Source organism: Paenibacillus rigui (assembly GCF_002234615.1).
In the GTDB taxonomy this organism is placed as follows: Bacteria; Bacillota; Bacilli; order Paenibacillales; family NBRC-103111; genus Paenibacillus_S; species Paenibacillus_S rigui.
In genome coordinates, this window is sequence record NZ_NMQW01000022.1 from 68,190 (window position 1) to 91,267 (window position 23,078).

Sequence of the window (23,078 nt, forward strand, 5' to 3'; positions counted from 1 at the left end):
TTTTTCAAGCCATTAATACTTGGCATTGGCAGGATTGACATACACATCGACTGTGATCGATTTGCCGCTGGCTGCGATCAGGGTTACCGTGAAGGAAGCGATTTCCACATCTGATCCATCCACTGCAGATTTCGCAGGCATATAGACATATTTGGCATCACCGCGGTTCAGTCTCACCTTGGGATTGACCGTGGAGAATACCCAATCCGCCGGATCTACAGCCGCACCGGCCGTAGCGCCAATGGCCGAATCTGTGACAGGATAGGTGTACACGCCCTTCGCATCCGGTCCATTCAACGGGTAAGGCGCATTGGATAAACCATTGACACTGTTGACGCCGCTACTATTGGACTCCACGGCAATATAACCCGAACCCGGCACGATAGAATCGGACGACCATCTGACATTGCTGACCAGCGCTTGTATGCCAAATAACGGAAGCACCCGGGTAATCGAGCTGTTCTTAAAGTAGTTGCTGACGTACTGATCGTTCATCGTTATGTTGCTGAAGGTGATGTTCTGATTCAACCGGCCCGTACTGTTGCCTTGGAAAATGTTGATTCCCGCTTTCAAGGACGATAGCCAGATGGATTTGGCCTTCCCGTTATACGTCGCCGCAAAGGAAGCTACCGACAAACCATCCTCCTTCACAGCGATGTTATCCAGAGCGGCGAATTTAAGACCGCTGTAGTTGGACGGCTGGAACGAAACCGCGATGTTCGTGGTGCCTGTATCCTTTCCGCGAATACCAAAGCCGTCGAACGTATTCGGGACCTGCCCGTCCGGTTTTGTTTTCAGAACGACCGTAGCGACTGCGGCATTCGATACGGACACATTTTTCACCGCATTGTTAGGCAGCTGGACGATATTGCCCCCGGCATCCTTGGCCGTTAACGTAACCTTGCCGGCAAACATATTCTCCAGCGCGTAGCCCTCCGTGCTGTACACATATTTCGTTACCGTGGAGGTCGGATCATTGACGGCTGCGGATGCTGCGCCCTGCAGCACGCCCTTCACTTTATCAATCGCATAGATTCCGTTAGGAAAAGGGGAAATCGTATAGGTTAAATTGTCCGCCTCCTTGCCCTTGAGAAGCTGGACGGTGCTTACCGCCGTAGATAGAAGCGTTGCCGTTCCCTCTGCGACAGCCGTCCGGTCGCCTTTGAACAATTTGGCGGTCATTCGATAAATGCCCTGATTGTTATCACCCACGTTGGAAACGAAAATAATATCTTTATCCCGATAAGCGTCGATATCCGTTTCGGTTATGCTTTTTTCTGTAGGCTTGTATCCGTCTACGGAACCGTCCGCGCCATTTAAAATAATCGAGGTGACGAGATTTTTGGTTTTATCGAATCCGCCCTTGAACAGGTACACCCCATCCGTTACCGAGCCCGCAGCTTTATCCATTGTCAATTGAACGGAATACCCCCGGTAATCCCTGTAAAATTCCTCTCCATATTGGTCTCTGAACTTAATCCGGGTCGGATTCTCGGTTCTTCCATTATTCATATCAAAGGAAGGCATCATTTTAGGCTTCGGCACGACGGAGATGAATACAGTAGCCGGATAACGTTTATCGTAAATGTTCGTGCTCCAGGTCGCCGATTTGCCGCTTGTCGAGACGCTGGCCGTGATGGTCAGCGTTCCCTTGCGCTGGTTGTCAGGCCTTAGCCGGCTGGACACTCGAATTTTTCCCCGATTGGCGCCGGTCGTCTCCATACCTCCGATCAGCTTCGTTCCGGCCGAATCAACAACTCCCACCGTTACCGTGCTGGATCCGCTGCCACGAACGTTAATTTTGTCAGCCTGATTAACCAGATCATCCGTGCTTAAAGGATTCCCGGCAGCATCCTTCACGACGATAGGTATAAATACATCGTCGTCACCGACGGCAATCGTCCCTGTAAAGGAGCCAAAGCTGATGTCATAAGGAATTTTGGGAACGGCGATTTTCATCACTTTGGTGACGGTCTGGCCCGATTGGAGGGCTACAACCCGGAAGGTCACCTCCTGATCTGTTGAAAAATCGAATTTATCGACGGCCTTGATTCGCAAATCAGGCAGGCTGTCGCCTGTCTCGTCCGTAACAAAACCAAACCCGTGCAGGGGAGCCGTTATTTTCGTATCAATAATTCCATTGTCCGTGCTCCATGTGCTTACGTATTCCTGAAGTACGTCCAAATCGATCACCGGGTAGCCATATTGGTCGTACGCCTTGTAAGCGAGGGAAGCGAAATCGCCTTCCTCCAGACTCGTTTTACCGGAAGCATAAATGATGTCGCCCAGCTCGATCTTTCCGACCGTTTGCTCATCACCCAGCTTGAAGGACTTCGTCACGGTCAAAGTATCATCGAAGGAACGCACGGTTACGGTAAAGGTGCCCTCCTTGTCCAGTATGCCGGTGCTGACGGCATTAGCTGTGTCGATCGTCACGGATTGGGAATCGGCTGCCGGGAGCGCATCCAGCTCCGGGCTCGTCATCACCGTAAATCGGGCGGCGCTTTGATCGGAAACTTCATTATATTGATTTATGGCTTTAAATCCGATTTTGATTCTGCCCAGAGCTACCGTTTCGGATGGGGCGGCAAACTCCAGCTTCATCAGCTTCTCATCTACTGCAGTCACATCTGCAGTGCCTTTATCGACCGTTAAACCGCTATCTTTAGCAGCCTCTAATTTGACGGTATACACGCCGCTGACTATTTTGGCATTGAGTGTGATGGTGGCTTCATTTTTGACTGCATTCCACTTTGGGGTACCATTGACCGGTGTCCCGGAAGTCCCCCCGCTGAAAACCGAAACGGTTAGCTTGGCCGGATCGGCAATAGCGCCGTTCAGCTTCAACCCTAATGTTTTGGCGCCGGTCACTTTCAATTCGGTAATGGATACATTAGTCACGACGGGGGGCTGGCTGCCGCCGGGTTTCCATTGGGTTGCTTCGTAGGCGGCTTGCACCGCCACTTCCCGCTTGGCAGCCAGGGTGTAATCTGGCATCGATGCAATAAACCCTGCCTTGATGGCTGCGGCCACGCTGTCTTTGGCCCAAGGAGAGACGGCTCCGCTAACCGAAGCGTTCGGGTCAGGCTGGAGCTTGAACGCCCGAGCCATGACAGCTGCAACCTGTTCGACCGTAATGCTTGCGGACGGTTGAAAGGTGTCGGCGGATACGCCGGTCATGTAGGTGGCCTTGGTCACGGAGCCGATGTAACCGGCTGCCCATCCGGCTCCGTCCAAATCGGTGTACACGGCGCTCGCTGCTTTATCCTCCTTGAGACCTGTCAGACCTGCCAAGACCTTCGCCATCTGGGCGCGTGTCATTTCCTTATCCAGCCCAGCCGTACCCGCTTCATCCAGACCGTCAAAAATCCCCTTCCCCTTAAGAGCATCAAACTTGGCTTGAAGGGATGTCGGGGCAGCGGAAGCGTTGGCTGGTGCTGTAGTGCCTGGAGCTGAGGCAGCCGGTGCGGATGCGGCTGGCGCTGGCGATCCCCCCGGAGATGGCGCTGTGGATGCTGCCGGTGCTGCTGATGAGGCTGCTGCCGCTGTCGGCGATGCTGTCGAAGCTGATGATGAGGCTGCTGCTGCGGTAACCGCCGCTTCAGCCAAGGCATCTGTGGCGATGCCAGGGCAATTCAGGGAAACGGCAGCGAGCAGTAACAAGCATTTTTTCATAATGATACGCTTCACATGGATTCCTCCTACAAAAATAATGTACAACGATTTTTTCTATAATGGCTCTGCCCCTTGATGACATTCAATCTCTTTTTGCAAGCGCTTACTATTTTAACTCTCCTTTCGCTCTTCTTTCGCTATCTTGATCACATCATAATGGACGGGAAAGCGCGCAACATACTAGTTTCTTATGATCGTATTGAGCTAACTTAAGGTAAAATAGCTAAAAAAAACGTAAGGTAAATTCATCCTGGCGGTCCTTTCGTATGTAAATTCATACGTTTGCACGTCCGGGAGGGAATTGGGCATGAGGATTTGTTCTCTGATTCATCGGAGACTTATAAATTTTTATGTGGTAAAAAAAGAGGCTTGCCCCTAAGGTATTGAACCTTAAGGACAGCCCCGTCAAGAGTACTGTATGTTTGAAAAAGCAGCTGAACGGCTGTTTTTCATCGCTATTCTTTTTCTTAAATATTCGAGCTCCTCCTTCAGCGTCACCTTACCCTTAATGGTGAACTTACTGTGACGCAGCATTTTACCGAAGGAAGCAGCTTTGGAGCCCGAAATTTTACAAACTCCGGCAAGCCAAAAAAAGGAGCCCCACGCCCTTTTCAGGTACGTAGAAGGCTCCTTCTTCCTTGTTTATTGCAGGTCAACAGCCCCTGCCGGTGTTATTTCACTTCATCGTTCAGGCTTTTTTGCCATGCTTCGCTACCGTCGTTGTTACGGGTCGATTCATGGGAAACCGTAGCTTCCTGCACGTCTCCTTCAGCCCAATGACTTTCCGGTACATCCGGGAACTGCGGCGCAAGACCGTGAAGCGGTCCGCGATACAGCATCCGGTTAATTAACGTCACTGCTTCCGAACGGATAATATTGTTTTGCGGCTTGAATGTTCCATCCGGATAGCCGGACACATATTTGCCGCGATACAAAGCTTCAATCGCATCCGCCGCCCAGTATCCTTCAACATCCGTGAAGTGAGCTTCCCCTGCTTTGCTCACGTTCAGCTTCAGGAAACGGGACATGACGGACGCAAGCTCACCTCTTGTTACCGGCGCATCAGGACGGAAGGTTCCTCCCTCAAAGCCATTGAAATACCCGTATTTCGTTCCAATCTTAATATAATTGGCCGCCCAGTGACTTTCGGTCACGTCGCTGTAGTTCAACGGTTCGGATAAATGGTTGTTATCCGTCAATCTCGACACGATAGCCGCCAATTCAGCCCGGGTGAGCGGACGATCCGGCTTAAACTGTCCGTCCGGATACCCCAGAATATAGCGCTGATGGCTTAAGTGACCGTAACGGTCGGAGTAAACCTTGACCTTCGCCGCCGAGCTCGCCTTTACAGCCTCGGCATCACCGCTGCCTACAGAAAATTGAGCCGGGAAATCGAACTCTTTATCCGCTTGGGACAGCTGGTTCCACTTCACTTCCAGCTTCAGGCTGCCTGCTGCTCCTGCCGCCAAATCGGATACGTTCCACGTGATTGTGCGGCCGTCCACCTTGCCGCCGTTAGCGTTCACCACCACGGCTGCCTCCGGTACGGTCACTGAAATTTGACCTTCGCTCAGTGTTGTCGAAGCGAGGTTTTTGTAATCCAGCGTAATGATCGAGCTGTCGCCTTCCTTCACGAGGTTTTTGTCCACAGAAAGGTTCAATGAAACATCCGGCGTCGGTACAGAGGCAGAACCGCCGCCCGAGGAGTGGCTGGATTTGCGGATTGGCGTCAGTTCAAAGTTTCTTTGAACGATATCTTTTTCCACGTTGATGGTCTCGCTTGTTTGACTGATATAGCCGTCTTTGGTTACCACGATGTAATAATCTGCATAAGGATATACCATGTACGCATACAAGCCTGCGGCATCGCTCAGCTGCACCGGACTCTGATTGTTATTCGGGGCAAAATCGCTGATCGCCGGCAGCGTAACGCCAGTGTTCGGTGTTCTGCCGTTGTCGCGGTTTCTTTGTGTATCTGCATAGTACAGAGCTACCTTGGCACCTTGAATCGGGCTATGCGTATAGGCATCCGTTATCTTGCCGTAAGGGTCCACCAGCTCCAGTGAAATGTTCATTTCACCGTCAGCCGTTACCTTCACCGTGCTGCGTCTCACGACGATTTCCTTGCCCGGTTCGATCTCGTAGCTGACCTCCAGGCTGTATGTCTCGCCTTTCGTTAATCCCTCTACGTTGAATACGCCTTGATTCTGCAATGCATATACCTTTGGACTTCCGTTTTCCATCAGGTAATTGCCGTTGGCATCCTTCATGTATACTTTCATCTTGCTTAGCATATCCGAGTTAAACAAGCTGGACGTACCGTCCTGTTTCTTGAAAAGAACCATACCGGTGACCGTTTCCTCGGAATCAAAGGAATCGTCGCCAGAGCCTTCAACGGTTCCGACCTTGGCTAATTGCTTGTAGGTTACAGGCGTTTGCACTCCGCCGATCGTTACATTTTGCGTAAATTCCAGTGTGTATTCCTTGTCCCCTTCAGGAACAGGAAGCGAATAAGAGCCGTTCGCTTGGGTCGTTACCGTCTGATCAAAATCAACACCCGGTTGAATCAAGCCATCGCCGTTCAAATCCAGCGTAACCCGAACCGTTGCTCCGGCGACAGGCTCATGATTTGTACCCGATGTGATGATGCCGTTAATCGTCGGCGGCAGGAAGGTAAGCTCGATCTCATCCTTCGCCGACACGCCTTTGGCGATATCCAGCACGGTTGCCTTGACAGGGATTTGGTGCTCCTCTACCCCGGAAATTTTGGCCGATTTAAAAATAACGCTGGCTCTGCCCTGGCTATCTGTAATGGCCCGGTCCGGACCTACAAACGAGCCTTGGCCTGCAGGTGCGCTGAATACCACCTCACTGCCCGCAATCGGGTTTCCTTCTTTATCCGTAAGCACAGCCGTCAATGTGGAAGTCGACTTGCCGTCGGCCAATATTTTGGCTGGATTGGCTGCAAGCTTTAGAACCGCCGGTGCCGGAACCTCGAATTTATTATCCGCCAGTCTGGAATTCGGCTCCGCAGGCAGCAGTGTGCTGTCTGCAGCTTGGGCCGCAAAGGACACGCTGTAGATGCCAGGAACGGTATCCTCGGACAGCTTGAAGGTGGTCGTTTCCCACTTCGTGAACCCATCCGTCATATAAGTCGTCGGATTCGTCAAATTCAACGAAACGGTCGTTCCGTTCACGGTAGCCGTTACTTTCTCCGCATCCACCGAGCTTACCGCCGACAAAGGAAGCAGTTGTCCCGGAATCACCTTGACCATGGAGGCATCTCCTTGGGCTTTGCTGCCAGCCCAGCCGTCCAACGATTTGTTGACCTTGATGCTAACCGTTGCCGGTGCGCTTTGTTGTCCGTCCGCGTCCGTTACCGTATAAGTAAAGCTGTCTACACCTGTAAAGCCGGCATTTGGCGTATAAATCCATTTGTCGCCATCCGGATTGTTGTCAGGAGCCGGAGTCAGGGTTCCTTTATGAGGCTGCGACGCAATGCCATACACAAGCCCTGTGACGGTTTCCAGATCGGAGCCCTTCAATACGATGGTAATCGATGGGGTTCCTTCTTCCGAACCGGCAGCCAACGGCTGGGCGACAGGAAGTCCGTTATAGCTGATGCTTACCAGTGCCGAGGCTTCCGCATTCTGCTTGCCGTCATTGCCCACCCACGGGAAAGTGACCGTGCTTCCGTTCGGCAAACCTGCTGCAGGCTTAAACTTCAAGCTGTCCAGCTCGGATTTGCTGATCGTTTGGGTTGTACCCGGATTCAGATACGTAGCACCGGATACCGACGTGTACCACAAGGTGCCTTGGCCTGCGAACGTGCCTGGAAGCGTGATGCTTACCTTCTGCAGCTCGTCTCCATCCGCATCGGTATAGCGAGGCGAGTTGGCAAAGTCTGCCCCATTGAAGGAAATGACCGTGCCGGCCAAGCCGGTTTTCGTCACATTCCCGAGTACCGGAGGCGTATTAATCGTTACGGTTACCTTCTTCGGCGTTTGCGCGTACTGCACTCCGTCGGAGCCGTTCCAATCAAACGTTACCGTACCAGTTTGGCCTGCCGCAGGAACAAATTTCAGCTGGTTAAGGCTGGCTGCAGGAATTTCCTGACCAACCGTAACCTCCACTGCGCCCAGCATTAATTTGCCCTTCGCAGGATCGGGAAGGGAAAGAACCTGGATTTTGTTCAACGGTCCATTCTCGGGATCGATAAATTTAGTGCCGGTAAAGTCATCCGGCGAGAAAACCACATCGGTGCCTTTGTTGACGGATTTCGTTATCGGATCCACGGTAGGGGCCGCATTGGCCGTAATCGTCACGTTGCCGTCAAACAGCTCGTAATCCGTCCCGTCCGAGGTGCCGTTCCATTTGAACGATGCAGATCCGGTGAAGCCCCCGTCTGCATTAACGGGCACGAACTTCAGCTTGTTCAAATCGAGAACGTCGATTTCCTGGACCAAGGTCACGTCTGTCGGCGGATTCGTGCCATCATCCAGCACCAGCCGGCCTCTAGCCGGATCCGGAAGCGTGACGATCTTCACCTTGCTCAGCGATTCCGGTTTTTCCGAGCTATCCAGCTTGGCAAACTTGTCTTTGAATTCATCGGCGTTAAAAGGCGTCGGCAAATATTGGGCACCGTCCTTTTCGATGTCTTTCAAAGTCGAGGTCATATAAATTTGCTCGGCCATCCCCGGGTCAATCGGGTTGGCTGCTGTAACAGCTCCACCGCGATCATCGAATAAAATAATATTGACCGAATATTCTTTCGCCGGATCGAGTCCGGAACCAAGCTCAATCCCGGTCCAGCTCTGTTCTGTGCCGGCTGCCGAACTCAAGAACCGTTTGGCCGCCGTGTCCAGATTTTGCTCGTTGACCGTTCCGTCCGCATCCTTCACTTTCTCAATCAGGCTGACCTCCATAGCGAAGTTCCCGCTTATTTTCGGGAGAAAACCTGTATCCACGACCATTTTGCCGTCTACAATGTGGAAATTCCCTTTTGTCAGCTCGCCTGTCTGCCTTATGCCGCCGTCAATAACCAGCTGGCCCCAATCGACTTCAACAACCCAGTTCGGGTTAAAGTTGCCGGCCTTGTAGTAATGATGGGTCGAAAGAGCCGCATAGTAATCTGTATTCGCCGCCGTGATGAGCGATGGATCGACCTGCAGCACCGTCGTATTCCATTTTTCATTATTCCCGGACAAGGCGCCCAAATAGTTGGCCTGGGGAAGCTCCTTCTTGTACTCGTCCGCTGCCCCCCAGCTCGCAGGCCATGGTGTATAAGGCGCCCCCAGCTGGAGATCCGCTGCGTTGGACGAGAAGTAGATGCGGTCCCATTCGCCGGTACCGGAAGTTCCGTCGTATTCGTCCACGTCAAAGGCTCTTACAAGCAAATGGGCACTTTTAACAGGCTGCTTGTCCACATTCGTAAGTTTAAACTCGATAGGATATTTGGCATCGCCGTTCTTGATTCTCGACGGACTGCTGTAATCCAGGTCGCCATCCGCCGGTGTGCTTCCAACACCGTTACCTCCCCAGTTATCGGTATCGGTAAAATAGGTTTGTCCCTGCAAGCCGCCCCCTGCCGCCCAAGCAGGAGCTGCCGCCATGTTGCTCAGCAAGCACAAGCCCATGGCTAACGATATAAAACGTTTACTGCCCCGTTTCTTTCTCAACCTTTTTCTCTCCTTTTCGCTGTACTCAGGTTTTACGTCCTACCTTTATACCTCCTTAGTCCCTTGATTATCATAAAGCTGCGATCTCGACAATTTCTGAACAAATCCGATTGGCCTTCGTGAACATAGGTCATCCGACCTATCACATGAAGACATCCCATGATTTCGAGCGCGCAAAAAAGACACAAGCATGAAACCATACGGTCCATTGCTTGTGCCTTTTATTCAATTATGAATGTGAGCCTGCAGTTCAATTTCCATCTGTACAATTTCTAAACAAACGGTGCAGCCCCATTAAGCCTGGACCTGATTCAACGGTTCCTTCCCGCTGAACACATCGAGCAGCGCCTGGGCGGTAACCAAACCCACCTTATGATACGTTTCGAACGTTTCCGCCGCCGTATGCGGTGTAGACACCAGATTATCGAGCTGGAATAGCGGGTTGTCCGCCGATACGGGCTCGTGCTCATAGACGTCAATCGCCGCCCCGGCAATCAGACGATTGCGCAGGGCATGATAAAGCGCCTGTTCATCCACAAGCGCCCCTCTCGCCGTATTGACGAAGTAAGCCGTTTCCTTCATCATCGCAAACTGCACTTCGCTCATCATGTGATGCGTCTCCGGAAGGCTTGGAAGATGCATGCTGACGATGTCGCTTTGCTTCAGCACCTCATCGCTGCTTACCAGCTCGACGCCAAGCTCTCGGGCTCTGTCCGCATTCGGGAATTTATCATAAGCGACGATGCGGATATCAAAGCCGCTCAATTTCTTCGCGACCATCTGGGCGATGTTGCCGAAGCCGAGCAGCCCGACCGTTCTTCCAATCAGCTCCGCTCCGACAAAACGGTCCCAGTAGCCCATTCTCGCCGATTGATGCAGCGAAGGGATATTTCTCATGACGGATAAAATAAGTCCGACTGTCAGCTCCGCTACCGCGTTCGCGTTGCCGCCCGGCACATTGGTTACCTTCACGCCGTACTCCCGCGCTTTCCCCAAGTCGATATTGTCGACGCCAACGCCAAAGCGGGCAATGGCTTTCAGCCGGGGCGCAAGCTTGAATACATCCTCATTCCATGTGTCCACTCCCGCAACGACACCGTCGATATCGGACACAAGCTCCTTCAGTTCATCAAAGGTATGGGGACGCCCCACCTTATTTTCTATCACTTCAACGCCATGGCTTTCCAGCAACTGCTTGGCTTCTGCACAAAGCGTCGAGTAATTCGTTGCCGTTACGAGTACCTTTTTCACGTTGGACATTATTTAACTCCTCCTACTGTCATGCCGCTGACCATAAATTTGGATGTAAACAAATACATAATGATGACCGGAATTGAAGCGAGAATCGAGCCGCCCATCAGCGGTCCCCAAGCGAAGACGTCGCCGACGATCATATCGGACAAGCCGAGCGTGATCGTCTTATCCGCGCTTTTCGTCACCACGACCAAAGCGTACAAATATTCGCTCCAGCAGAGCGTAAAGGCAAAAATAAATGTGGCCGCAATCCCCGGCGCCGATAAAGGAAAAATAATACTGAGCATCGTACGAAGCCTGGTGCAGCCGTCGATCATCGCCGCTTCTTCAATCTCCGTCGGAATCGATTTGAAATACGAGATCAGCATCCATGTCGCATAGGGCACGGTAATGGTCGGGTAAATGAGCATCAAGCCATAAATGGAATCATTGAGCCCGATTCCCGACACGAGCATGTAAAGAGGAATGAACAATACCGCCCTCGGCATCAGGTAGGCATACAATATTCCTTTGGATACAATGCCCCTACCCTTAAAGTGCAGCTTGGAGATCGCATAAGCCGCAAGCATGCTGATGACAATCGATACGAAAGAGACGAGCAGCGATACCCACACACTGTTTTTCACGTTAGTAAGAAAGTTTTTCTCGTTCACGAGCTTGTCATAGGCGCCCCAGCCAAAATGCTTCGGCCAAAACGACGGCGTCATGCTGTATATTTCAGCCTGCGATTTGAACGACGTGTTCAGCATCCAGTACAGCGGAAACAAGGCAAATATCAATAATACGATTAATGTGGCATACACGATAATTTGTTTGCCCACCGAAGTCTTCTCCATCCTTAATCACCTACTCCTTCGATAGCGAACGCTTCGTGACGATGTTAATCAGCATAATAAGAGGTGGCATCGTCAGGATCGCAATGGCAATGGCCTTGCCCAGATTCATATTCAAGAAACCGATCGTATAGCTAAGCGTGGACAATACTTGAGTTCCGTTCGAAGGCCCTCCACGCGTGAGCAGCCAAATGATTTCAAAATCGTTCAGCGTCCAAATCGTCGTCATGACAGCCGCCAATACCGTAACTTCTTTAACCGAAGGCAAGGTCATATAGAAAAACCGCTTGATCGCTCCCGCCCCGTCCAGCATGGCTGCCTCGTACATCTCCTTCGATACCGTCTGCAAGCCTGCAAGAATTGCTATCCCCATAAACGGAATGCCCCTCCACACGTTAACCAATATGACGGAGAACATGGCTAAATCAGGGGTTGCGAGCCAGCCTACAGGTTGGCCCACCAGTCCGGTTTTCATCAAAATAAAGTTCAGCACGCCGCCGACATCCGAATAAATCCACTGCCATGTAAAAACCGAGACGATCGTCGGAATGGTCCAGGGAAGAAACAACAGCACCCGGAATACGTTGCGGAACATAATCTTCTCATTCAAAACCAATGCCATAACCATACCAAAAACCGTTTTGCCGACTACGGCGATCACCGTAAACAAAATCGTGTTCCATACCGCTTTCCAGAACAACGATTCCTGAACCAAATCGATATAGTTTTTAAATCCGATAAACGTTGCGGGAACCCCCACGACCTTGTTGGTGAAGCTTAAATATACCGCCCAGCCGAAAGGAAGCACCATGACGGCAAGAAGATAAATCAGCACAGGACTCATCAGCACATAAGCAAGCTTGTTGTCATCATTCGTTTTCAATCCGCATCCCGCCTTACTTATTGAGCCTTGGATGACCGGACTGGCCGGCCATACCAAGGAATATCAATTATTTTTTGTTATACGTTTCTTCAATTTTGGTTTGCAAATCTTTGACGGCCGCTTCCGGTGTATAGCTTGTTTCGAGAAGCAGCTTCTGGAACGTGTCATTCACCAAACGAAGGTTGAACACTTCGCCGGCCTTCGGATTGTATTCACCCGGGTAGCCGAGGAACGAGAAGCCCTTGACGGAGTCAACGAATGCTTTATTTTTGGCATCCTGCCATACCGGCTCGCTTGATAATTTGCTGTAAATCGGGCCTGTGAGCGGAGCGCCTTTTTCAATCCACGTTTTGTACCAGTCTGGCGCTACCATGTAGGCTACGAACTTTTTAGCCAAATCCTTGTTCTTGGAATCTTTGAAAATCCCGAGGTTGTTGCTGATACCGGGAATGAACGTCCCTTTAGGTCCCGCCGGGTAAGGAGCGATGCCTGTATTGTCATACAGCTCCGGATTGTCCTTCTTGATCGTGCCAAGCAGGCTGCCTACGTTGAAGATCATGGCGGACTGGCCGCTCAGGTAAGATTTGTTGTTGCCGCTGTCGTCCCAGCCGACCGAGCTGGGCGGCGTACTCTTATCCGTCAGGAAAATATCCCGGATGAACTTCGTCGCTTGAACCGTTTCCGGCGAATTCGCGATGATCGTCTTGCCGTCCTTCGTATCGACCGATCCGCCGTAGGACCAAATGATGCCCCGAGTCAAAAACTCCGCGTCCGAGTTCCCTTTGCCGTAGCCTAGCCCTGCTCCGTAAATCCCTTTGCTCGGGTCCGTTAAAGCCTTGGCCATCGATCTGAACTCATCCCAGGTTTTGGGAGGGTTATCGAAGCCTGCCTTCTTCAGCATATCCTTCCGGTAGTACAGCACCTGCGTTTCCGTCCAGAACGGAATGGCATACTGCTTCCCTTGGAAAGTAACCGCCTTCTTCATGCTTTCTTGAATGTCTCCGTTACTGCTCTCAACCGTTTTCACGACATCGCTTACATCTTCGAGAACATTCTTCGCATAAAATTGGCCCACCTCCTGATAACCGAAGAAGGACACATCCGGCGTCGTAGACGATTCAATGGCTGCCGACCATTTCGGGTAGAAATCTTCATAGGCAATCAGCTCGACGTTAACATTTACATTATTTTCCACACCGAACTGTTTGGCACGCTCTTGAATCAGCTTGTTCTGATCGTCGAACAGCTGCTTTTTCATCCAAAAGGTTAACGTGCCTGTCGGCTTCGCACTGGACTTGCTTGCACTCCCTGCCCCGTCCGTGCTCCCGCCGCTGCTGCAGCCCGCAGCAAGCGAAGCCAGCAATAGCACAGCTATGGATTTGGATCCCCATTTGTTCATCTTCATTCGTTTGACCTCCCTAGAGCTTATGAAATGATGTTTATGATGCTTGCCTTACTCTTTTTATTGTAGAGGGCGGGCTGGCCGCTTGATATGGCAAGGTTTTAACCAAGGGGATACAATCTTAACACGTTGGAGGCTGGCGCAAAAAAATACAGCCTGCCTCACGATGAGGGGCTGCATGATGATGAGGAAACCTGTTTAATTACCCTCCTCCAGCTTTAAACGGTATTCCTGGGGAGTCAAGGAATAATACTTTTTAAACACTTTATTGAAATAATTCGGATTCTGATAGCCTAATTTCAGAGCGATTTCATAGTTTTTGACCGACCTGTTGGCGAGCATCGCTGCCGCCATTTCCATTTTCAGCCGCAGAATATAGTCACTCAAGTTCTCCCCGGTCTCCAGCTTGTAAATTCTCGAAATATGAACGGGATGCATATACATGAAGTCGGCCACGGCCTGCAGCGACACATCCTTTGTAAGGTGCTTTTGAATATATTGCTTAATTTTCCCGACGGTATGCTCCCGGTCATTTCTCGTTTCATTTTCCATACTGTCGCGCATGAGCCTGAATGCTTGGAACGCCCAGCTTTCCAGTGATTGAATCGAACGGCATGCCGTCAATCCGGCTACGTCGGATAAGGCCGGGCCGATCATAGCGGCCAATTCACGGCCGTTCTTATGCGCAAACGAACTGAACGAGGCATAGATGGCGAAAAACACCTCAATCAGGTGCTCCGAGGAATCGGCCCATTTCCGGTGCAGCTCGTGAAATATGTTGACGAGCTTGTCCTCCGCCGACTCCCAGCTTGCCGATTCCAGCAAATGAACAAGCAAAGGCGGCTCATACAGCCGCTGCAGCGAATGGACGGGCTGCTGCTCCAGCTCGTCGGATACGTAAATAAACAGTCCGCTTTGGCTGCCGATCCTTCTGCGGAGCGAGTACAGGCTGTCCTGGTACAGCTTGTCGACATCGCCCGGGAACTGTCCCCATTTGCTGATCAACACCGATACCGTCCCTTTCAGGTAATGGTTGACGCTCAGCTGCAATTGGGAGGCCAGCTGCTGCAGCTGCTGATCGACAGCCTCCTTCTCGGCAAGCTCCTCCCTCTTCTCCGCCTTCACCATTACCAGAAATACGAGGAATCCGTGAATATCCTTGCAGGGCCATAAACGGAAATAATCCTCGAATATTTCCTCCGCCATATTGCCAATGGCAAAATCCATTAACGATAAGCTGTATAGATCCAGCTCCGACAGCTTCCCCTCCATGCGAACCAGCATGAGGGCAATGCTCTCGTCCAGGAGCATGCTCACCTTGAGCAGCTCCATCTTCTCCTGCAAGCGGCGCGGTGACAGCTTCAGCCCCTGCAGCAGGTCGTTCAGCAGCTCGCCCCTGAGCTTCGGGAGGCTTTCCTCGAACGCCTGCGCCACAAGCTGGTACGACTGAAGCTCATCCCGCTCCACCTTCAGCAATTCCACCAGCTTGCTCACCTTGTCCAAAATATCTTCATCGCTGATGGGCTTCAGCAAGTACTCGTAGGTATCATGCCGGATCGCTTGCCTTGCATAGTCGAACTCCGCATGTCCCGAAAGCAGGATGCATTTCATTTTTTTCCAGCTGCGTCGCGTCTTCTCGAGCAGCTCCAAGCCGCTCATGCCCGGCATGCGAATGTCGGTTATCAGGATATCAATCGTATTCGTATGGAGAATTTCAAGCGCTTCAAAGCCCGAATACGCTTTAAAAACAGAGCCGATACCGATCTGCTGCCACGGCAGCGTATCGGCAAGGCTGTCCACTACAGCGGATTCATCATCCACGATTAACAATTGAAACATAGCTAGGCCTCTCCTTTCTTCAGAACGTCGTCGCTTCGTTGCTCCCAGGCCATCATGACACGAAATCCATTCATAGGAGACAGGGAGAAGCTTAGGCCCGAACGCCCCTCATACATGTGGACAAGCCTCTGGTGTATATTCCAAAGACCGCAGCCCGTTTCTTCCTCCATCGGCAGCTCCAGCTCCTTCTGAAGGCGGGCCATCTCATCCATCGATATGCCTTTCCCATTATCGTCCACAATCAGGCGATGGAGGCCGTCTTCCGTCACGCCCGACACGTAGATGATTCCGAATTCGGGGCTGTTCTCAATGCCATGAATAATCGCATTCTCTACAAGCGGCTGAAGCAGAAGCCGGGGGATCGACAGATCCAGCATCGCTTCCGGGATGTCGATTTCATAATGAAACCGCTGAATACGCAGGTTTTGAATCGTCAAATAATTGTCCACCAGCTTCAGTTCTTCCCTGAGGGTGGTCATCGTTTTCTCCGTGCGGGTCGTGTAACGGTAATATTCTCCCAGATTTAAAGCCATAGCCGCCACGGCTTCCTTCTCCCCGAGGCTGGCCATGCTTTTGATGTAAAACAAGCAATTGTACAGAAAATGCGGATTGATTTGGGACTGCAGCTGCTTTAAGGTTGCCTCCTTGGACCGGAGCGTCTCTTTATACACCTTTTCGATCAGCTCCTGGATCTGCTCCGCCATCTCGTCGAAGCTGTTGAACAGGAAGTCGAACTCATTGTTCGGCTGCTTCTTCAAGCGTACGGAATATTGGCCGTCCTTAATTCGTTGGACACCGCGGATCAAGAGACGGATCGGCCTTTGGACATTGCGGTAAAGCAGCAGGGTAACCAGAATGCTTAAAAGCAGCAGCAAGCCGACGATAATATAAAATAAATTACGGTTGACCGTAATGGGCGAATAAATTTTTTCCAGCGGAACGAAGTCAACCAGATACCAGCCCAAGCTCTCGGAGCGAATGTAATTGACGACATACTTTTGCTCCTTCAGGGTAATCGTCTGGCTGCCCGACCTGTCCAAGGCGATGCGGTCCAATTGCTCGATGACCCCTTTCACCAGCGCCTGGTTAGCGGTTCGGTTCGTCAGTGGCTCCTGCCCCTTCTGGTACAGGAACGGGTCGGTTTCTCCTCCCTGCTTCAGCAGGTTCAGCATATTCTCGATGTTGTCGTCGGCAAACCGCACCTCAACCAATAAATTAGGTTTGTCCGACTCTTTCAGCCTGGAGAAAAAGGTTTGATCCCCCAGCTTGCGGTGGGACCACCTTTTAAATTCTGAGCCCCGGATGTAGCTCTCATTGTACGTAACGGAGTAATCGGTAGAAATAACCTCCTTCGAATCGGTTACGTACAGAATGAGCTGATTATTCCAGCTGCTGGTCGCAATCTGCATATTCAGCATTTCCGAAATCCGCTGCCGTCGTTGAACCTGAACGACCGGGGAGCTTTGATTTCGTCCGTTTAAGTATTCCATGATGCTGTAATCCTTGCTGGCAATGACGGAATACTTGGTCAGCTGCTCGATCATCGATTCCATTTGGCTCATAAAAAAAGAAAGACGGTTGCGATTTCCGTCCTCAACCGTCTGTTTTACGACATTGACACTCACTTGATGGGAATATCCGTACAACACAATGATCGGAACCAGCAAACAAATAATGAGTGCAATCACTTTGCCAAAGGTGTTCATCTTTAGGTTCATGGGCGTGTACCTCATTTTTTGTTGTCTCTGTCTATGATGTCCTGAAAATCAGCATTCGCCTTAGTTGCGGCTTCCTTCAGATCTTCCCCGAGCAGGCCTTTGATCACCATATCTCCAACAATATCGCGCGCTTCCCCGACACTGATCACCTGCGGGCGGTCATGCCCTACACCGGCTTTGATCGATTCGTTAATTACGGCAATGTACTGTTGAGGAAAGCCGCTCACCCCTTGGGGGTCATTCCAGACCGAGTTGCGTGCGCCGGGGTTGCCTTTTTGCTGGGATCTCATCACGAGATCCTTGCTTGTCGCCCAATGGATAAAGGACCAGGCGGCGTCTTTATTGTCGGAGGCGGCGTTGATAGCCAGCCCCCAAGCCGTAATGTTAAAAGGTCTTGCCCCCGCTTGCCCGGCCGGGAACATGGCATAGCCCACCTTATCCGCAATCGGTGACTTCTCCGGGTCCGCCGCACCGGAATAAATAGCGCTGGCATCGGTATAAAAGGCGGCCTTGCCTTGCGCAAAAACCCCCATCGCCTGCGGCCAGCCCATATTCATCACTCCGGGAGGGCCGTAGTTTTTCAGCAAATTGACGTATCGGCTGATCCCGCGGATGGTCTCGGACGTATTCAGCGCAGCTTTGTCTCCATGCTGGAAATCGCCGCCCTCGGAATAAATAAAGGAAGACAGCTGGGTGACCAGCGCATTTTTCTGCCCTCTGGCGACGAAGCCGTACATACCGTTTGGCGGATCGTGCAGCTTTTTCGCCGCGTCCTCCAGCTCGTCCAAGGTTCGCGGAACGGGGAGGCCGGCTTGCTGGAGCAGGTCCTTGCGATAGTATAAAATTTGCTGCTCCGTGGACAGAGGAATGGATAGCAGCTTGCCCTTATCTGTCGTGGAATCGATCGCCGACTTGGAGAAATCGTCGAAATCATAATCGGCATCCTTTCGGACGTATTCATCCAGAGGCTGAATCCAGCCGTTCTTATGAAACAGCTTTAGCTCCTCCAGCGGCCTAAGCATAAGGACATCAGGATTCGAGCTGTCTGCGGCAAGCTGAACGGACAGCTTCGTGCTCAGCTGTTCGTTAGAAAATATTTGAAGATCTACCTTCAAGCCGGTTTGCGATTCAAATTCCGGTAAGGAGGCTTTGATGACCTCCGCTGCCGGCCCTCTGCCCATATAAACCCTGATCGTTTGATCGGCAAACTTGGCGGCTCCAGCTTGATCGGAAGCGTTGTCATTATTTCCCATGCAGGCTGTCAGGGCGCATATCAGAAAGGCAAAACAAACAGGTAGGGCCGACCTGCGGATTTGTTGGAATTTCATGCGTCATCACTTCCACTTCCCGGTAAGCATTCTTTTTGTATTTTCTATTGTACACACGATCCGTGAAGAATGAAAATGGAAGATATTTATCTTAGGGGTAATAAATTAGCCTGATGAACAAAGAAAAGACCGGGATGACTGATCATCCGGTCTTCTATACGAAATTGCTATATTCAGGTGCAGATGCAGATTGGTTTGCCACATACATGGCATACTCCAACGGCTTCCTAATAGAAGCCTGGTAGCAAGCCAATTCCTTCGATTTCAGAAAGGCGTCATGGCTTGGCTTCGGATTGGCCTCAATTAACCAAACGTTCCCTTGGACATCGATCCCGACATCAAGTCCAAATTCAATCATGGAGCCGAAGCGGTCTTCCACTACACCCATCAATTGGTGAGCCAGGCGTTCGCATTCCCGATCGATCTCGCCTGCTTTTTGTGCCCCAAAACGGTCTTTCATAAAGGTCTCAAACCGCAATGCTTTCCCGTCACCGTAAAGGAGATTGGTTGTGGGGCTGTTTCTTCCCCCTACGCGCAGCACCTTTCCGGTCACTCCCCATTGTCCGCTGCCGTCCTTCTGTATCAGCAGCCTTGTATCCACCATCCGGCCAGGAATGAGCTCCAGGTCCAGGCCCTGCTGAATCATGAACTTGCCTGAACGAATTTGTTGGGATTGAACCCACCTGTTGAACCAGCGGACTGCTGCTTTCATGGAGCCCACCTTCTGGTTGACAACCGCACCCGACCTTTTCCTGCCCCGAATCCAATATCCGCCGCTCACCTTCTGAATCTTGGCCACACTGTGGCCGCCGGTTCCATTCCCCGGCTTCACATAGACGATGGGATGCTTCTGCAGCATTCGTTCAAGCTCAGGGGCAGAATACATCAGCGTCTCGGGAATCCACTGCTTCACCCGGTCGGAATCAGCGAACAGCCTCATCGCCCTCCATTTGTAAGTAAACTTATGATTGGCGTAAGTGAACAAGTCTTGACGCCGGCGCATCTCCCGAAACGGTTTATACAGCTTGCGGCAAAAATCAATAACCACGTCAGGCCACGGATGCGTCCCCATCCTCCACCTGCCGCCAGAGTCAGGAGTAAATCCGCGAATGGTTCTGCTTCGCTCATTCAGGTCCAGATGGGAAAACACATAAACGTGTGCCCCCAGTTTATCGCTTTCCCGGACAAGATCACGCAAAAACCTGGCATTCCTTATGACGTTGCCGTTTCGATGCACGAGAATCCCGACCACTGGCTTTGCCATATGTCACCTCCATTTGACCCTCGTCATGCTTTATTATGCCGCAAGCTCCGGAGTAAGCTTTAGAGCGGTTCGGGAATCGACAGGTTTTTCGTTTCAACCGACGTAATCCGGTTATTCTTATCTACGAATACAACCTTCGGCTCAAGAGATGCGATTTCTGCCGCATCCATCAACCCCATGCTAAGAATGATAACGATATCCCCGGGCTGAAACAGATGGGCCGGCGGGCCATTCAGGCATATTTTCCCCGAGCCTTCGGGTGCCGGAAGCGCGTAGGTTTTCCAACGGGTTGCATTCCGCAAGCTGGTCACCTGAATCATTTCGTAGGGGGAAATGTTGGCTTCCCTCATGAGTCCCGCATCGATCGTAATGCTGCCCACATAGTTCAGGTCCGCTTCCGTCACGGTGGCCCGGTGAATCTTGCCCTTACACATCAATCGCAGCATGCTCGAATCTCCTTTAGATAGGTATTTATCCTATATATACGCTCCGGCCCTCGATCCGGTCTATGCGGATGCCCAGTCTTTGAAATCATAGGTAGAAGCCGTTCCCTTCTCTTTTTACCATTATAAAATAAACTAACGACCTAACATCTCAATCAACGGCATGCACAAGCTGAAGTACGGAGGCACAGAATGAATACATTTGCTCTTGTTTGTTCCCGCTGCGGAGTGCGGCAGCCCTTTGCGCTGAAAGGCGTTTGCTCATGCGGCGGCACGTTGCTGGTAGAATTCGATACGGAACGAATCTCTTTATCGCTGCGTGATGAAATCCAAGGGCGCCCTTGGACTATGTGGCGGTACAAGGAGCTTTTGCCTGTTTCGAACATAAGTCGGATCGTAACCTTGGGAGAAGGCGGCACCCCGTTACTGCGGCTGGAGCGGCTGGAGAAACGATTCGGCTTGGGACCGCTTTACAGCAAAAGGGAAGAGCTCAACCCTACGGGCAGCTTTAAAGCAAGAGGATTTTCGTCAGCCGTCACACTGCTGAATGAACGGGATATACGAAAAGTGGCCGTTAACTCCAACGGCAACGCGGCCTCCGCTTTAGCCGCTTACGCAGCCGGCTGCGGGATGGACGCTTACGTTTTTGTCCCCAAGGACTGTCCGGGACTGATCGTAGAGGAATGTCTTCTTTATGGAGCCCATACTTATCTCGTCAACGGTTTCATCCAGGATGCCGGTGCTATTGTTGCAGAAGGAGCCTCGGAGCAGGGCTGGTTCCATGTCGGAACCCTAAAGGAGCCTGGACGAGTGGAAGGCAAAAAAACAATGGGGCTGGAAATCGCGGAGCAGCTCGGCTGGAAATTCCCGGATATCGTCATCTATCCTACTGGCGGCGGGTCAGGCATTATTGGTTTATGGCGGGCGTTCCTGCTGCTGAAGGAGCTCGGCTGGGTTCAAGGACCATTACCGCGCTTGATCTCGGTACAGGAGCAAGGCTGTGAGCCTGTTGTTCATCGCTTCGGGGGCCGAGACGCTCAAGTGGGGGAGGAGCATGTCACGGCAAGTGCTACGGGGCTGCGCGTTCCGAAGCCTCCCGACATCGAATTAGTCGTATCTATTTTACAGCAAACCAACGGGCATGCCGTATCCGTCAGCTTGAGCGAGATCGAAGCAGCGGTTCAAAGCTTGGGACGATACGGACTTAGCGCATCGCCGGAAGGTGCAGCGACGTGGGCCGCTTTGCTGAAGCTGAAGGATGAACAGCGGATAACGGCCGGTGAAACCATTGTGCTGTTCAACACGTCCCATGCCGGAAAATATATGCCGTGGAAAGTAACCCAACAAACACCGGTAATCACCTCATATCACGATTTTCGATATTGGCACAGCAGGAGGTCATAACCGATGCCCGGTAAATGGAGCTTGCATCGATTTTACGAGAGGGATCCCCGCCTTCGCAAACTGCTGCCGGAAACACGGCTGCTCCGGCCCGAATCGTTCCGGGCGATGGTTCGCCGGTACGGTTCGGTCTATGTTAAACCGAATATGGAGCATGCCGGCAAAGGGATATTAAAGGTATGGAAGACGAAAGGCAGCTATCGGCTTGTCAAAATAAAAGGAAAGCCGCGGCAGTTCGGCTCCCTGAAGGAAGTCACCCGCACCGTCATGAAGCAGGTAAGCAGGAAGCCTTACATCGTCCAGCAAACGATCAACCTCGCGGTTGTCGGCAGCCGCCCCTACGATATCCGCGTGATGATGATGCGGGACCGTCATGACCGCTGGCGGTACACCGGCATGCTCGCCAAGGTAGCGGGAGCGTCGAGCGTCGTTACGAACGTTCAACGCGGCAAAGGATATGTGCTTCCGATGGGGAAAGCGCTCCGGCTTTCCCTTACTCACGACTCCGGCAGGCAGAAGCGGATCCTGAACCGGATCATTCATACCAGCTACGCTGTGTGCAGGAGATTCAACAAATATAAATATTCCTCGCAAATTGGAATCGATTACGCCTTGGATCGCAAAGGCCGTCTATGGATCATCGAGGTGAATTTCGACTATCCCTCTCACGCGCTGTTCGCCCGCTTGGCCGATAAAACAATGTATCGCTTGATCAAGCAGCGACGCAGCGAATATGTTCGCAGAAAAAGATAAAGCGATCCCGCAGGGGACCTGCGCCTACGCTCTACAGAACGTTCCGCCGTGCCCGCGAATGGAATCGGCGTACCGTTCCCGACGTTACCCGCTTGCATTCCCGATCTACTCAAAAAAATGAGTATAGCATTTGCCCACCCTGTATGCTTATGATAGGATTACAGGCAATCATAGCCGTTTCGAGATGGGAAAAGGAGGATGACGGATGAGTGCAAACGGGGAAGCAGACGAGCAAAACCTGTACCAACGGCTAGGAGGACAGGAAGGGGTCAGAGAGATCGTACGCATTTTTTATGAGAAGGTGCTGGGAGATCCGAACGTAAATTCCTACTTTAAAAATACGGATATGGCCAAGCTGGCCGAGCACCAAACCGTGTTTATTTCCTTCGCCGTTGGCGGTCCGGAATACTACACGGGACAAAGCTTAACGCAGGCGCATGAAGCGCTGAACATTGCCTCAGGACATTTCGATCAGGTCGTTAAATATTTGGTGGAATCGCTGCTGGAAGCAGGCGTAGCCATTACCGACATCGACGCTGTAGCTGCCAAGCTTGTCCCGTTAAAGAGCTGTATCGTTCGCCAGTCCTGAAGCCCCGATCAATGAAGG

General features: G+C 51.7%; 14 protein-coding genes. 3 read left to right on the forward strand and 11 right to left on the reverse strand.

Annotation, left to right across the window (positions count from 1 at the left end; translation table 11 throughout):
- Positions 1-12: 12 nt before the first annotated feature.
- From CF651_RS15510 to panD, 11 genes are all read right to left on the reverse strand, one after another.
- Positions 13-3,690, reverse strand: coding sequence for an S-layer homology domain-containing protein (locus CF651_RS15510; RefSeq protein ID WP_094015775.1), 3,678 nt, complete (start codon positions 3,688-3,690; stop codon positions 13-15).
- 656 nt (positions 3,691-4,346) lie between these two features.
- Positions 4,347-9,353 (reverse strand): S-layer homology domain-containing protein, encoded by a 5,007-nt coding sequence (locus tag CF651_RS15515; RefSeq protein ID WP_094015776.1) that lies wholly within the window; start codon positions 9,351-9,353, stop codon positions 4,347-4,349.
- A gap of 294 nt (positions 9,354-9,647) precedes the next feature.
- The gene (locus CF651_RS15520; RefSeq protein WP_094015777.1) at positions 9,648-10,613 is read right to left on the reverse strand and encodes a phosphoglycerate dehydrogenase; all 966 of its coding nucleotides are present in this window, start codon (positions 10,611-10,613) and stop codon (positions 9,648-9,650) included.
- Complete coding sequence (locus CF651_RS15525) at positions 10,613-11,443, reverse strand: carbohydrate ABC transporter permease (RefSeq protein ID WP_094015778.1); 831 nt, start codon at positions 11,441-11,443, stop codon at positions 10,613-10,615. Before CF651_RS15525 ends, CF651_RS15520 begins: the two co-directional genes overlap by 1 nt.
- Positions 11,444-11,453: 10 nt before the next feature.
- Complete coding sequence (locus CF651_RS15530) at positions 11,454-12,323, reverse strand: carbohydrate ABC transporter permease (RefSeq protein WP_245855934.1); 870 nt, start codon at positions 12,321-12,323, stop codon at positions 11,454-11,456.
- A 67-nt stretch (positions 12,324-12,390) separates the two neighbouring features.
- Positions 12,391-13,728: an ABC transporter substrate-binding protein gene (locus CF651_RS15535; protein WP_094015779.1), complete on the reverse strand. Its 1,338-nt coding sequence runs from the start codon at positions 13,726-13,728 to the stop codon at positions 12,391-12,393.
- 195 nt (positions 13,729-13,923) lie between these two features.
- On the reverse strand, positions 13,924-15,564 hold the full coding sequence (locus tag CF651_RS15540; RefSeq protein ID WP_094015780.1) for a response regulator: 1,641 nt from the start codon (positions 15,562-15,564) through the stop codon (positions 13,924-13,926).
- A gap of 2 nt (positions 15,565-15,566) precedes the next feature.
- Positions 15,567-17,282, reverse strand: a complete 1,716-nt coding sequence (locus tag CF651_RS15545) for a sensor histidine kinase (RefSeq protein ID WP_094015781.1) — start codon at positions 17,280-17,282, stop codon at positions 15,567-15,569.
- An 11-nt stretch (positions 17,283-17,293) separates the two neighbouring features.
- Positions 17,294-18,610, reverse strand: a complete 1,317-nt coding sequence (locus CF651_RS15550) for an ABC transporter substrate-binding protein (RefSeq protein ID WP_094015782.1) — start codon at positions 18,608-18,610, stop codon at positions 17,294-17,296.
- A gap of 154 nt (positions 18,611-18,764) precedes the next feature.
- The gene (locus tag CF651_RS15555; protein WP_094015783.1) at positions 18,765-19,874 is read right to left on the reverse strand and encodes a YheC/YheD family endospore coat-associated protein; all 1,110 of its coding nucleotides are present in this window, start codon (positions 19,872-19,874) and stop codon (positions 18,765-18,767) included.
- Between the two features lie 59 nt (positions 19,875-19,933).
- Positions 19,934-20,320: an aspartate 1-decarboxylase gene (panD, locus tag CF651_RS15560; protein WP_094015784.1), complete on the reverse strand. Its 387-nt coding sequence runs from the start codon at positions 20,318-20,320 to the stop codon at positions 19,934-19,936.
- A gap of 189 nt (positions 20,321-20,509) precedes the next feature.
- Between panD and CF651_RS15565 the strand changes: the two genes are divergently transcribed.
- The 3 genes from CF651_RS15565 (at position 20,510) to CF651_RS15575 (ending at position 23,060) form a co-directional block, all read left to right on the forward strand.
- The gene (locus CF651_RS15565; protein ID WP_094015785.1) at positions 20,510-21,721 is read left to right on the forward strand and encodes a threonine synthase; all 1,212 of its coding nucleotides are present in this window, start codon (positions 20,510-20,512) and stop codon (positions 21,719-21,721) included.
- A gap of 3 nt (positions 21,722-21,724) precedes the next feature.
- Positions 21,725-22,471, forward strand: coding sequence for a YheC/YheD family protein (locus CF651_RS15570; RefSeq protein WP_094015786.1), 747 nt, complete (start codon positions 21,725-21,727; stop codon positions 22,469-22,471).
- A 205-nt stretch (positions 22,472-22,676) separates the two neighbouring features.
- Positions 22,677-23,060, forward strand: a complete 384-nt coding sequence (locus CF651_RS15575; RefSeq protein ID WP_094015787.1) for a group I truncated hemoglobin — start codon at positions 22,677-22,679, stop codon at positions 23,058-23,060.
- Positions 23,061-23,078: the final 18 nt, after the last annotated feature.